The organism is Streptomyces sp. NPDC001904 (assembly GCF_040297005.1).
Taxonomy (GTDB): Bacteria; Actinomycetota; Actinomycetes; order Streptomycetales; family Streptomycetaceae; genus Streptomyces.
On record NZ_JBEOYI010000029.1, the window covers coordinates 81992 to 94715 of the forward strand.

The 12724-nt window shown below is 70.9% G+C and carries 16 protein-coding genes and 3 tRNA genes; 9 read left to right on the forward strand and 10 right to left on the reverse strand.

The features are described 5' to 3' along the window. Positions 1-16: 16 nt before the first annotated feature. The 6 genes from ABT127_RS33300 to ABT127_RS33325 form a co-directional block, all read right to left on the reverse strand. Entirely contained in the window at positions 17-562 is a 546-nt protein-coding gene (locus tag ABT127_RS33300; RefSeq protein ID WP_351458300.1) for a TetR/AcrR family transcriptional regulator, read from the reverse strand. Positions 563-694: 132 nt separating this feature from the next. Next, on the reverse strand, positions 695-1123 hold the full coding sequence (locus tag ABT127_RS33305) for a MaoC family dehydratase (protein ID WP_351458303.1): 429 nt from the start codon (positions 1121-1123) through the stop codon (positions 695-697). A 2-nt stretch (positions 1124-1125) separates the two neighbouring features. Continuing rightward, positions 1126-1578 (reverse strand): FAS1-like dehydratase domain-containing protein, encoded by a 453-nt coding sequence (locus ABT127_RS33310; protein ID WP_351458306.1) that lies wholly within the window; start codon positions 1576-1578, stop codon positions 1126-1128. 81 nt (positions 1579-1659) lie between these two features. Next, on the reverse strand, positions 1660-1824 hold the full coding sequence (rpmG, locus tag ABT127_RS33315; RefSeq protein WP_003948671.1) for a 50S ribosomal protein L33: 165 nt from the start codon (positions 1822-1824) through the stop codon (positions 1660-1662). Positions 1825-1914: 90 nt separating this feature from the next. Further along, positions 1915-1987: transfer RNA gene (locus ABT127_RS33320), tRNA-Met, on the reverse strand. A gap of 34 nt (positions 1988-2021) precedes the next feature. Next, positions 2022-2094: transfer RNA gene (locus ABT127_RS33325), tRNA-Thr, on the reverse strand. A 241-nt stretch (positions 2095-2335) separates the two neighbouring features. Here ABT127_RS33325 and ABT127_RS33330 point away from each other — a divergent pair. Next, entirely contained in the window at positions 2336-3604 is a 1269-nt protein-coding gene (locus ABT127_RS33330) for an amidohydrolase family protein (RefSeq protein WP_351458309.1), read from the forward strand. A 113-nt stretch (positions 3605-3717) separates the two neighbouring features. Beyond that, complete coding sequence (locus ABT127_RS33335; RefSeq protein ID WP_351458312.1) at positions 3718-4374, forward strand: SDR family oxidoreductase; 657 nt, start codon at positions 3718-3720, stop codon at positions 4372-4374. A 17-nt stretch (positions 4375-4391) separates the two neighbouring features. Here ABT127_RS33335 and ABT127_RS33340 read toward each other — a convergent pair whose 3' ends face one another. After that, a complete protein-coding gene (locus tag ABT127_RS33340) occupies positions 4392-4610 on the reverse strand; it encodes a hypothetical protein (protein ID WP_351458315.1) in 219 nt (72 codons plus the stop codon). A 179-nt stretch (positions 4611-4789) separates the two neighbouring features. Here ABT127_RS33340 and ABT127_RS33345 point away from each other — a divergent pair, with 179 nt between their 5' ends. Then, positions 4790-5533: a nucleotidyltransferase domain-containing protein gene (locus tag ABT127_RS33345; RefSeq protein ID WP_351458318.1), complete on the forward strand. Its 744-nt coding sequence runs from the start codon at positions 4790-4792 to the stop codon at positions 5531-5533. A 214-nt stretch (positions 5534-5747) separates the two neighbouring features. Here the strand turns inward: ABT127_RS33345 and ABT127_RS33350 are convergent, their stop codons facing one another. The 3 genes from ABT127_RS33350 to ABT127_RS33360 all read right to left on the reverse strand — a co-directional run bounded on the left by ABT127_RS33350 (position 5748) and on the right by ABT127_RS33360 (position 7210). After that, positions 5748-6197, reverse strand: a complete 450-nt coding sequence (locus ABT127_RS33350; protein ID WP_351458321.1) for a DUF6299 family protein — start codon at positions 6195-6197, stop codon at positions 5748-5750. A 204-nt stretch (positions 6198-6401) separates the two neighbouring features. Next, entirely contained in the window at positions 6402-6803 is a 402-nt protein-coding gene (locus ABT127_RS33355) for a hypothetical protein (RefSeq protein ID WP_351458324.1), read from the reverse strand. Positions 6804-7128: 325 nt separating this feature from the next. Continuing rightward, positions 7129-7210, reverse strand: a tRNA-Tyr gene (locus ABT127_RS33360). 223 nt (positions 7211-7433) lie between these two features. Between ABT127_RS33360 and ABT127_RS33365 the strand changes: the two genes are divergently transcribed. The 6 genes from ABT127_RS33365 (at position 7434) to ABT127_RS33390 (ending at position 12598) form a co-directional block, all read left to right on the forward strand. Beyond that, complete coding sequence (locus tag ABT127_RS33365) at positions 7434-7922, forward strand: YajQ family cyclic di-GMP-binding protein (RefSeq protein WP_111663810.1); 489 nt, start codon at positions 7434-7436, stop codon at positions 7920-7922. Positions 7923-8060: 138 nt separating this feature from the next. After that, positions 8061-8915 carry a formyltetrahydrofolate deformylase gene (gene purU, locus ABT127_RS33370; protein ID WP_351458328.1) on the forward strand — a complete coding sequence of 285 codons (855 nt, stop codon included), beginning with the start codon at positions 8061-8063 and terminating at the stop codon, positions 8913-8915. A gap of 117 nt (positions 8916-9032) precedes the next feature. After that, positions 9033-10070 (forward strand): glycosyltransferase family 2 protein, encoded by a 1038-nt coding sequence (locus tag ABT127_RS33375; protein ID WP_351458330.1) that lies wholly within the window; start codon positions 9033-9035, stop codon positions 10068-10070. Between the two features lie 72 nt (positions 10071-10142). Continuing rightward, entirely contained in the window at positions 10143-11210 is a 1068-nt protein-coding gene (locus tag ABT127_RS33380; RefSeq protein WP_351458333.1) for a glucose-1-phosphate thymidylyltransferase, read from the forward strand. Beyond that, a complete protein-coding gene (gene rfbB / locus ABT127_RS33385; RefSeq protein ID WP_351458336.1) occupies positions 11207-12181 on the forward strand; it encodes a dTDP-glucose 4,6-dehydratase in 975 nt (324 codons plus the stop codon). The genes ABT127_RS33380 and rfbB overlap by 4 nt, the downstream gene beginning before the upstream one ends. A gap of 198 nt (positions 12182-12379) precedes the next feature. After that, positions 12380-12598, forward strand: coding sequence for an MbtH family protein (locus ABT127_RS33390; protein ID WP_351458339.1), 219 nt, complete (start codon positions 12380-12382; stop codon positions 12596-12598). Positions 12599-12724: the final 126 nt, after the last annotated feature.

Here is a 12724-nt window from a genome sequence, read left to right on the forward strand (position 1 = left end):
CACGCGCTCTGTCACGTCAGGACGGTTCGCCGCAGCCGACCCAGACCCGGTGCTCGGGCGGGAAGCCCATCGACACCAGGACGTTGATCAGCATTCCGTGGGCGAGGAACTGCGTCGTCCCCTCGACGTCCGCCCCCATGGCCAGCAGGACCGTGTCGTACATCTCCGCCCACAGGCGGCGCACTTCTTCGCCGAACGCCGCCTCGCCCGAAGCCTCGGCGGCGGCCACGGCCACGTAGATCTGCATCTGCATGAGCAGCATGTCCGGGTCGTCGGCGATGAGGGAGAGATAGGCGCCCCCCATGGCCTCCTTGATCTCCTCGGGCGCGACCCCTTCGGCGGTCCTGCGGAACACCTCGGTGATGTTCTCGCAGCAACGCCGGGCCGCCGCGAGGAAGATGGCCTGCTTGCCCGGGAAGAGCCGGAAGAGGTACGGCTGTGAGACACCCACCCGCTTGGCGATCGCCTCGGTCGAGGTGCCGTTGTACCCACCCCGGGCGAACTCGGTGATCGCCGCACGGATGACGCTCTCGCGCCGTTCCTCCGCACTCATCCTGACCATGGGTACGAAGTTAGTGGCCAATCACTACCTGAGTCAACCCCTGAGTCAGCCCCTCCCCCCCCGCCTCCGGACACGGGTAAGGGGCGCCCTCCCATGGAGGACGCCCCTTACTCACGCACAGGAAGGCGGCGATCAGACCAGCTGGACGACCGCACGCGACATTCCGAGCACCTTCTGTCCGGCGCACAGGGCGGTCAGGTCGACCCGGACGCGGCTGTCGTCGAGCTTGGCGGCGACCTTGGCGCTGACCTCGATCTCGGCACCCTTGTCGTCGTTCGGCACGACGACCGGCTTGGTGAACCGCACGCCGTACTCGACGACCGCGGCCGGATCGCCGGCCCAGTCGGTGACCACACGGATCGCCTCGGCCATGGTGAACATGCCGTGCGCGATCACGTCCGGCAGACCGACCTCGACCGCGAACTTCTCGTTCCAGTGGATCGGGTTGAAGTCACCGGAGGCACCCGCGTACTGCACCAGCGTGGCGCGCGTCACCGAAAACGTCTGCGCCGGCAGCTCGGTACCGACCTCGACGTCCGCGTACTTGATGGTCGTAGCCATGGTCAGGCCCCCTCTGCGGCACGCGAGACGAGCTTGGTCCACGCCGTCACGACGTGCTCACCGTTCTCGTCGTGCACCTCACCGCGCACATCGATGATGTCGTTGCCCGCCAGCGACTTGATGCCCTCGATGGTCGATGTCACGGAGAGTAGGTCCCCGGCGTGCACCGGACGCGTGTAGGCGAACTTCTGGTCACCGTGCACCACCCGGCTGTAGTCGAGCCCCAGCTCAGGATCGTGAACGACGTCACCCGCGGCCTTGAACGTGATGGCAAACACAAAGGTAGGCGGGGCGATCACGTCGGGATGGCCGAGCGCCCGGGCCGCCGCGCGGTCGGCATAGGCGGGATTGGTGTCCCCCACGGCCTCGGCGAACTCGCGGATCTTCTCCCGGCCGACCTCGTACGGAGCGGTGGGCGGGTAGCTCCGCCCCACGAAGGACTGGTCGAGCGCCATGGACTCGGCACCTCCTGTATTGGGGGATTCAACGACACGAGGCCGCCCCCTGACGGGGACGGCCTCGTGTACGAGCCTGATTTATCGCGTTTCGCGGTGCGCGGTGTGCGCATTGCAACGCGGGCAGTGCTTCTTCATCTCAAGACGGTCCGGGTTGTTACGCCGGTTCTTCTTGGTGATGTAGTTCCGCTCCTTGCACTCCACGCAGGCCAGCGTGATCTTCGGGCGGACGTCGGTGGCAGCCACGTGAGTGCTCCTTGACGAACGGATGGGACGGGTTTAACGCATAAAAGAGTAGCCGATCGAAGGACCGACCCCACAATCGGCTACTGTCAGTAGCGGTGACCGGACTTGAACCGGTGACACAGCGATTATGAGCCGCTTGCTCTACCGACTGAGCTACACCGCTTTGATACGCGCACCGCGAGCGGTGTGTGTACCAGAGCCCCAATGCGGAATCGAACCGCAGACCTTCTCCTTACCATGGAGACGCTCTACCGACTGAGCTATTGGGGCGAGCGAGGAAGACATTACACGGTTGCGCGCCGATCGCCCAAATCCGTTTCGCGGGCCCGGCCACCGGGAAGGGCGAGCCCCTGTCCCGACTGGCCCAGGGGCCCCTGAGACCCCATCAGTACGACTATTGCGGCGCTCCTCGAAGCGCGCCCGTCGCCGTCCTAGGCTCGACCCGTTCCGCATGATCTTGTTCCCGAGATCCGGCTTTCCGAGATCCGGCTTCCCGAGCTTCTGGAGCGCGATGCCCGACAGTCCACCGCAGCAGCCCCCCGCGCCCGGCTCCCCCGGCTCCCCCGACGACGCGCCCGACGGCTCCGGCCTGTTGCTGTGCGGCGCCCGGCTCACCGACGGCAGGACCGTGGACGTGCGGCTGGGCGGCGGGCGCATCGAGGCGGTCGGCACGGCCGGCAGCCTCACCGGGCACGGCTCGCGCGTGGACCTGAGCGGTTACCTGCTGCTGCCCGCGCCCGCGGAGCCGCACGCGCACGGTGACACCGCCCTGTCGGCGGACGGCGACGGCCCGGTGTCCCACGACGCCGAGGAGGTCCAGCGCCGGGCCACCGAGGCCACCCTGCTGCAACTCGGGCACGGGGCCACCGCGGTCCGCTCGCATGTGCGACTCGGCGAGATGGAGGGCCTCGGGTCGCTGGAGGCCGTGCTGCAGGCACGCCGCTCGCTGGTGGGGCTCGCGGATCTGCGGACGGTGGCGATGCCGCGGCTGCTGACCGGGGTCGCGGGGGCGGACGGGCTCGCGATGCTGCGCGACGCGCTGAAGATGGGCGCCTCCGTGGTGGGCGGCTGCCCCGACCTGGACCCCGATCCGACCGGCTACGTGGAAGCGGTGCTCGACGTCGCCGCCGAGCACGGCTGCCCCGTCGATCTGCACACGGACGGCGCCGATCCGGCGCGGCTCGGGCGGCTCGCGGCCGCCGCGGGCGGGCTGCGCACCGGGGTCGTCGTGGGCCCGCTCGGCGGTCTGGCGAGGATGCCCGCGCAGGCCGTGCGGCGGGCCGTCGACGGGCTCGCGGCGGCCGGGGTGACGGTCGCCTGCCTGCCGCAGGGCGGCTGCGCGGGGGTGGACGGGCGCGGTGTCGCGCCGGTCCGGCTGCTGCGGGCGGCCGGGGTGCGGGTGGCCGCGGGCAGCGGGGCGATGCGGGACGTGTCGAATCCGGTGGGCCGGGGCGATCCGCTGGAGGCCGCCTATCTGCTGGCCTCGCGGTACGGGCTGCGGCCCGACGACGCGTACGACGCGGTGAGTTCGGCGGCGCGGGCGGCGCTCGGGCTGCCGGAGGTGCGGGTGGAGGCCGGGTTCCCGGCCGAGCTGCTCGCCGTGCGGGGCGACCGGCTCGCGGGGGCGCTGTCGCTCGCGTACAGCCGGATCGTGGTGCACCGGGGGCGGGTGGTGGCCCGGACCAGTGCGGTGCGCGAGTACTGCGACTCGGCGGCCGCGGTGGCCCTGGACCTGCCGCGGCAGGGGCGTGCGGCCAAGTACGGCGGCGGGCCCGCGTAGGCGGTTCTGACGGCTCGGCAACTGCTCGCGCGTGCCGCCTGTTTCGCGCGTCCCGCGCAGGGTTCGAGATGGTTGCGCGGTCAACCGCCCGACCTCGGCGTACGGTCGGAATCATGCGCATTGTCATCGCTGGTGGTCATGGTCAGATCGCGTTGCGGCTGGAGCGTCTGCTCGCCGCGCGCGGCATCGAGGTCGCGGGCATCATCCGCAAGGCCGAGCAGGGCGACGACCTGCGGGCGGCCGGCGCGGAGCCGGTGCTGTGCGACCTGGAGTCCGCGTCCGTGGAGGAGGTCGCGGCGCATCTGCAGGGCGCCGACGCGGCCGTCTTCGCCGCCGGTGCGGGCCCGGGCAGCACGGTCGCCCGCAAGGACACCGTGGACCGGGACGCCGCCGTGCTGTTCGCGGACGCGGCGGAGCGGGCCGGGGTGCGCCGGTACGTGATCGTGTCGTCGATGGGCGCGGACGCGGCGCACCAGGGCGACGACATCTTCGACGCGTACCTGCGGGCCAAGGGCGCGGCCGACGACGACGTCCGCCGCCGTACCGGCCTGGACTGGACCATCCTGCGCCCCGGGTCGCTGACGAACGACGCGGGCAAAGGCCTCGTACGGCTGGAGGCGTCGACCGGGCGCGGGACCGTGCCGCGCGACGACGTGGCCGCGGTCCTGGCGGAGCTGGTGGACACTCCCGCGACGGCCGGGCTGACCCTGGAGCTGGTCTCCGGATCCGCGCCGGTCTCGGTGGCGGTGAAGTCGGTCGCCGGGAACTGATCCCCGTACCGCCGTTCTCAGAACAGCGGCATCTGCCCGGGCACGTGCGGGACGACGTACCCGTCCAGGGCGTCCTGCACGGCCCCCAGCTGGGCCTGGCGGCGCGAGCCCGGGCAGGAGACGAGCTCGCCCGCGTCGCGTGCGCCGGGCGGGTCGTGGCGGGCGAAGCGGCCGGCGACGACGGCGATGTCGCGACGGCACTCGGGGCAGTTTCGGCGGCGCGCTGTGGTCGGCATGGGTTCAGTCTGCGCGGTGATCGTCGCGGGTACACGGTGATACCCCTGGACGGAGTCGTGCGGGGTTTCGCGTGCGGGAGACGTGCGACGCCCGGACGACGGAGTCGTACGGGGTTTCGCGTGCGGGAAGCGGGCGACGCCTGGACGGGGTCGTGGGCGGCCCGGTAGACCCGTGCGGCATGGATGATCACGCATCGCCGCAACCGGGTCCGCCCGACCTGATCGCCCAGGCGCACCGGCTCCTCGCGGAGCTCCACCCGGACGCGCTCGGCGCCGTGCTCGGCGGTTCGGCCGCGCGCGGCCGGGCGCGCGCCCACAGCGATCTGGACCTGGCGATCCTGGTACCGGACACGGAGGTCAGCCGCCGGGAGCTGATCCGCCACGAGGGCCGCCTGGCCGAGCTGTTCCTGCACACGCTCGCCGACATTCCGATGGTCCTGCGGCAGGACCGGGCCCTGCGCCGCGGCACGATGGTCTTCGTCTACGGCCAGGGCCTGCCGCTCCTCGACCCGCACGGCCATGTCGCGCGGGTACGGGACACGGCCCGCGAGCTGCTCGCCGCCGGGCCGCCCGCGCTGACACCGGCCGAGTGGGAGCGCGGCCGCTATGTGGCGACCTGTTTCCTGGACGACCTCGTGGACACGGATCCCGCCGAGCGGTACGAGCAGCTCGCCACGGCCGACTTCCTGCTCTGGGAGGCGTCGGATCTCCTCACCGCGCACCTCGGCGCCTGGACGGGCATCGGCCGCTGGCTGCCCCGCCGGCTCCTCGCCGCCGATCCGCGGCTCGGGGAAGCCCTGCTCGACGGTCACCGGACCGTCGCGGAACGCGGAGATCCGGCGCCGCTTGCCGCGGCCGTGGCCGAGGTCCTGGAACGGGTCGGCGGGCCGCTGCGCGAGGGGTACGTGCAGCTGCGCCGCTGAGAAAGGCGGTCGGTCGCCGCAGTTTTTCGGGCTCCGCGACATTGAGGACCGCGGAGCCCGTCCGGCCTTCCGAATTCGGTGCACACCGAATGCGTGGGGAGTAAAGCACCGAGGCGCGGCGGCGCCTCCGCATTCACTTCCCCGTCGGCCGATTCCGCGTCCGGGGAATCGGTGCGCGCAATGGGGTGGCGGCGCTCTTCGGTGGTCGCCGCCGTCAGTCCGTGGCGGCGGTCAGCGTCACGTCCTGGTCGCGCGAGGCGTGGAAGTGCGGCAGGGGCAGTCCGCCCTGCGGGCGCAGTTCCATCACCGTCGCCTCGACCTGCGCGGCGCCCGGTTCGAACGTGCTGGCGGGGACCTGGCCGGTGTTGCGCCAGGTGTGTTCGCGGCCGTCGCAGTCGGCCAGGCTCCCGCCGATGCCGTGCCGTGGGCCGTCCGGCGTCTGGCGCACGGAGGACGAGACGAGGACGGGGGCGAGGCCGGCGGTGCAGCGGTACGTGCCGGACAGCGTCACGGTGCCGTCGTCGGCGACCGTGCCGGTCGGGGCGACGGTGACGGACTCGGACGGCTCGGCGGCGCCGACCGCGGCGGGCGCGGCGAGCAGGAGCAGCGCGGCGCCGGTGACGGTGCCGAGCGACTTGAGGTGCTTGGGAAGCAGGCCAGACATGAAAGACCTCCTGATTGGGGTCCTCATCGATAACTGGAGAGCGACGACGACTTCACTCGACGTCACCCCGTGGACGGCGTTTCCGTACCGAGGGCGACGGGTGGGCGGGGCCCACCGGGTCCGTGCAAGGAGGGACACGGACCCGGCGGACCCCGCCGCCGTGGTCACCTGCCGGTCAGGAAGGGAAGGGTCCTGGACCGCGGGTCAGAGGATGCGCTCGGGAGCGTCGAACTGGTCGACGGGAGCGGTGTCGCACGCGGCGACGGGGCCGCCGAGCACGTTGCCGCCGACGCCCTGGGTGGCGGGGACGGCGCAGCGCAGGTCGACGTTGACGAACGGGGCGCCGTAGGCGTTGGCCACGCCGCCGGGGTCGCCGGCGATGGTGACGTCACCGTGGTCGGTGGCGAACTCCGTCGAGCCGGTGGCGAAGCCGGTCTCACCGGCGGCGCGCGCGGCGTCGTTGGCGTCGGCGGCGCTCGTCATGGTCTCGGCCTGCGGGCCACCGGTGGTGGCGGAGGCGCCCCCGGCGGCACCGACGGTGGCAGCCGCGGCGGCGGTCGTGAGCGCGACGCCGGCCAGAACCTTGCGGATCATCATTTCTCCCATACGCACAGTGAAGCGACGAGCAGCCGCGTGCGGCCCGTCGAAATGCACTGAACTCGATCACCCGAAGAAACGTCACGTCCGCCTCGCGCTCATTCATTCGCCTGGAGCAGAGAAATACGGAACATGGCCACATGGAGACGGCTCGGCATTCACCGCGAAAGCGACCGTTCCACATTCAAGGAATTCGAAAAAGAGGGAAAGGGGACCGGTGCCGGCGCCGCGGTCCGGGCGCGGGTGCCGCCGCGGCTCCACCGGCCGGGCTCCGGACAAACAGAGACCCCCTCGGGACTACGCTTCCGTAGTCCCGAGGGGGTCTCCCCAAGTGTGGCGGCGCCAGGATTCGAACCTGGGAAGGCTGAGCCGGCAGATTTACAGTCTGCTCCCTTTGGCCGCTCGGGCACACCGCCTTGGGTTTGCTGCCTGGGCCTCGCCTCTCGGCGGTGCTCGTTGGCAACGACGTAAACAATACCCGATGGACGGGGGTGCTTCGCCACCCGATTGATCGACGGGCGGGGACGGGGCGGTGGCTAGGCTTTGCACCGGGTGCGGCTCAGCGGTGCGCACCCGCCCAGGGCCCGGCCGATGCCGGGTCCGCCGTCGCCACAACCCCGATACAAGGAGCCACAGGACATGGCCGACTCCAGTTTCGACATCGTCTCGAAGGTCGAGCGGCAGGAGGTCGACAACGCCCTCAACCAGGCCGGCAAGGAGATCTCGCAGCGCTACGACTTCAAGAACGTCGGCGCCTCCATCTCCTGGTCCGGCGAGAAGATCCTGATGGAGGCCAACTCCGAGGAGCGGGTCAAGGCCATCCTCGACGTCTTCCAGTCCAAGCTGATCAAGCGCGGCATCTCGCTGAAGTCCCTGGACGCCGGCGAGCCGCAGCTGTCCGGCAAGGAGTACAAGATCTTCGCCTCCATCGAGGAGGGCATCTCCCAGGAGAACGCCAAGAAGGTCGCGAAGATCATCCGCGACGAGGGCCCGAAGGGCGTCAAGGCGCAGGTGCAGGGCGAGGAGCTGCGGGTCAGCTCCAAGAGCCGTGACGACCTGCAGGCCATCATCGCGCTCCTGAAGGGCAAGGACTTCGACTTCGCTCTGCAGTTCGTGAACTACCGGTAGCCGTGTCCGGTACCGGGCACGGGAGGGGCGGCACCCGAGGGTGCCGCCCCTCCCGTGCGCACGTATGAAAAAAATGGACGCTGCGGCTTGGGTGGCCCCGCCTCACCACGCGACGGCCCCCACGTATCGGAGACGCCCATGCCCGCCGAGCAGTACGTCCTCACGCTGTCCTGCCCCGACAAGCAAGGCATCGTGCACGCCGTGTCCAGCTACCTGTTCATGACCGGCTGCAACATCGAGGACAGCCAGCAGTTCAGCGACCACGACACGGAACGGTTCTTCATGCGGGTCGCGTTCTGTGCCGAGGCGCCCGTGACCGTCGAGAAGCTGCGCGCCAGCTTCGGTGCCGTCGGGGACTCGTTCCAGATGGACTGGCAGATCCACCGGGCCGACGACCGCATGCGGATCGTGCTGATGGTCAGCAAGTTCGGGCACTGCCTCAACGACCTGTTGTTCCGCTCGCGCACCAGGGCGCTGCCGGTGGAGATCGCCGCCGTCGTCTCCAACCACCCGGACCTGGGCGACCTCGTCGCCTCGTACGGAGTCCCCTTCCACCACATCCCCGTGACGAAGGACGGCAAGGCCCTCGCGGAGCAGCAGGTGCTCGATCTGGTCGAGGCGGAGCAGGTCGAACTCGTCGTGCTGGCCCGCTACATGCAGATCCTCTCGGACGACTTCTGCAAGCGGCTCAGCGACCGGATCATCAACATCCACCACTCCTTCCTGCCGAGCTTCAAGGGCGCCAAGCCCTACCACCAGGCGCACGCCCGCGGGGTGAAGCTGATCGGCGCCACCGCGCACTACGTGACCGGCGACCTCGACGAGGGGCCGATCATCGAGCAGGAGGTCCGCCGGGTCAGCCACGCCGTCACCCCGGAACAGCTGGTGGCCATCGGCCGCGACGTGGAGGCGCAGGCGCTGGCCCGGGCCGTCCAGTGGCACAGCGCGCGCCGCGTCCTGCCCAACGGGCACCGCACCGTCGTCTTCGCCTGACGTCGCCGCCGTGCCCGGTGGCCGGCCGGCGCAGTGCGTATAGGCGCTGCGTAGGCAGGGCTCCGAAGGTACCGGGGACGGCACGACGGCCGTCTTGAGGAGTCTGCGAGGAAGCCCTTGAGCACGGCAGCGATAGATGTGATCTGTCCGGCCTGGAACCGGTCCGAGGCCATCCGCACGACCATCGACAGTGTGCTCGCCCAGACCTTCGAGGACTGGCGCCTGATCGTGGTGTCCGACGGCTGCACCGACGACACCGACGACGTGGTGCTGTCCTACGAGGACGAGCGCGTCCAGCTGATCCGCACGGAACGGCACGGCCATCCCGGAGGCCCCCGCAACATCGGCCTGGCCGCCTCCACGGCCCCGGCCATCGCCTATCTCGACTACGACGACGAGTGGCTGCCCGACCATCTGGCCGTGCTGCAGCGCGAGTTCGACGCGGGGGCGCGCCTCGTGGCGACGGCGAGCATCGGCATGAACGAGCAGGGCGGGGAGGAGTACCGCTCGCACCCGCTCAACGGCCTGTGGCACCCGGAGCTGCAGCTCCTGTGGCCGCTGTACGAGCCGTCCCGCGTCGGCCACGTGCGCGGGCTCCCGGAGAGCGTCGGGGGCTGGACCACCGACCACATCGGGATGGAGGACTGGGACCTGTGGCTGCGGCTCGCCGATGCCGGGGAGCGCTTCACCACGGTGCTGGACCGCACGGTCCGCATGCTGCTGCGCGACACCTCACGCCGGCGGACGATGACCGTCAGCCACCGGCTCGACCTGGGCACCCTGCCCGACGAGGCGGCCTGCACCAAGCTCACCGAGGCCATCGAGACACCCGCGGTGCAGGACGAGCTGCGCGCCTGCTTCGCGGGCGAGATGCTCCGCTTCTACCGCGCGGTCGCCGACGCCGGTGAGCTGGTGACTCCGCGCGGCATGAGCGCCGACGAGGCCCTGACCGGCCTGGCGGAGTTCGTCACCGACCCCGCCGTGCCCATGCTGCGCGAACTCTCGTACGTGCCGGAGGACGGGGGCTTCACGGTCGTCCACCCCCTCCAGTGCAGCAGCGACCGGCACGCCGAGCGGCTCCGGGAGTTCCTGCGCCGTCACGACGCAGGGCGGCACGCGATCGTGCGCCGGCTCATCGGGACCGTCGGCGCCTGACACCACGCGGTCCCGGACCCCGGACCGATGCACCGCCCCCGAGCGACTCGACAGCAAGATAGGGAGAGCTCAATGAAAGCTCTGGTCCTGGCCGGCGGCGCGGGCACCCGCCTGCGTCCGATCACCCACACCTCGGCCAAGCAGTTGGTGCCGGTGGCCAACAAGCCGGTGCTCTTCTACGGTCTGGAGGCGATCGCCGAGGCCGACATCATCGAGGTGGGGATCATCGTCGGCGACACGGCCGAGGAGATCCGGGAGGCCGTCGGCGACGGCGCCCAGTTCGGTCTGAAGGTCACCTACATCGCGCAGGAGGCCCCGCTCGGGCTCGCCCACGCGGTGGGCATCGCCGAGGAGTTCCTCGGCGGCGACGACTTCGTGATGTATCTCGGTGACAACTTCGTCGTCGGCGGGATCAGGAATCTCGTCGACGCGTTCCGCGCCGAGCGGCCCGCCGCCCAGATCCTGCTCACCCGGGTCGACGACCCGTCCGCCTTCGGGGTCGCGGAGCTCGACGACCGCGGCCAGGTCGTCGGCCTCGAGGAGAAGCCCATCCGGCCCAAGAGCGATCTGGCGCTGGTCGGCATCTATCTCTTCACCCCGGCGATCCACGAGGCGGTCCGCTCCATCGAGCCCTCCTGGCGCGGGGAGCTGGAGATCACCGACGCGATCCAGTGGCTGATCGACCGGGGCAGGACCGTGCGGTCCACCGCGATCTCCGGCTACTGGAAGGACACCGGGAACGCGGCCGCCATGCTGGAGGTGAACCGCTCGGTCCTCGACACGCTCGAACCGTACGTGCACGGCCGGGTCGACGAGCGGTCGGAACTCATCGGGCGGGTGGTGATCGAGGAGGGCGCGGAGGTCAGCGGCAGCCGGATCGTGGGGCCCGTGGTGATCGGTGAGGACACGGTGGTGCGCGACGCCTACATCGGCCCCTACACCTCGGTGTCCGCCAACTGCCGCATAGAACAGAGCGAGATCGAGTACTCCATCGTCCTGCGCGGTTCCTCGGTCCGTGGTGTCCGTCGTGTCGAGGCCTCCCTCATCGGCCGCGACGTCGAGGTGACACCGGCTCCCCGCGTCCCCTCCGCCCACCGGCTCGTGCTCGGTGATCACAGCAAGGTGCAGATCTCGTCATGAGCAGCAGAATTCTCGTCACCGGCGGCGCCGGCTTCATCGGCTCCCACTACGTGCGCACCCTGCTCGGCCCCGAGGGGCCGGGCGACGTCTCCGTCACCGTGCTCGATCTGCTCACCTACGCGGGCAATCCGGCGAACCTCGACGAGGTCCGCGCCCACCCCGGCTTCGCCTTCGTCGAGGGCGACATCTGCGACGCCCCGCTCGTCGCCGAGCTCATGGCCGAGCACGACGAGGTGGTGCACTTCGCGGCCGAATCGCATGTGGACCGGTCGATCGAGGGCGGCGCCGCGTTCGTGCGGACCAATGTGCTCGGTACGCACACCCTGGTGGAGGCGGCCCACCGGGCGGGCGGCCGCAGATTCGTGCACGTCTCCACCGACGAGGTCTACGGCTCGATCGAGTCCGGCTCCTGGCCGGAGACCCAGCCGCTGTCCCCCAACTCGCCCTACTCCGCGGCCAAGGCCTCCAGCGATCTGCTCGCCCTGGCCTACCACCGCACCCACGGCCTGGACGTCCGGGTCACCCGCTGCTCCAACAACTACGGGCACCACCACTATCCCGAGAAGCTCATCCCGCTGTTCGTGACGAACCTGCTGGACGGCAGGAAGGTCCCGCTGTACGGCGACGGCGGCAACGTGCGCGACTGGCTGCACATCGACGACCACGTCCAGGGCATCGAACTCGTGCGCACCGGGGGCCGGGCGGGCGAGATCTACAACATCGGCGGCGGTACCGAGCTCTCCAACAAGGAGCTCAGCGCCCTGCTCCTCGACGCCTGCGGCGCCGACTGGGAGAGCAGTGTCGAGTACGTCGCCGACCGCAAGGGCCACGACCGCCGGTACGCGGTGGACTGCACCAAGATCCGCCGAGAACTCGGGTACGCGCCCCGCAAGGACTTCCGCGAGGGCCTCGCCGAGACCGTGCGGTGGTACCGGGACAACCGTGCCTGGTGGGAGCCGCTGGTCCGGTAGCCGGCCCCGCGCCCGGCCGCACCGTGTGCGAAGTGCCCTCCGTCGTCCGGCGGAGGGCACTTCCACGTTCCCGCTCGCGCGGACGGAGCGGTGGCTGGCAACTCCCGGCCACAGGACGCTCCTTGCCGCCGCAGGATTCGTATAGGGCGTGCCCCGAGGATCGCAGGGACCGCAGATGCCGACGTACGAGGTGGAACCGTGGCGAATCCGTTCGAGAACGACGAGGCGTCCTACTACGTGCTCGTCAACGATGAGGGACAGCACTCCCTGTGGCCGGTGTTCGCGGAGGTCCCGGCCGGGTGGCGGACCGTGCACGGCGAGGCCACACGCGCCGCCTGCCTGGAGTACGTGGAGCGGAACTGGACCGACATGCGGCCGCTCGGCCTGGTGCGGGCCATGGCCGGCACGGCGTCCTGATCCGACCGCCCCGGGGGGGGGGGGGGGGGGGGCCGGCCCCCCCCCCCCCCGGGGGGGGGGGCGGACCGCGGCAGCGCCGAGAGGGTGGGGGGGGGCACCCCGACCCCGCCCGACACGGGAGGCGGG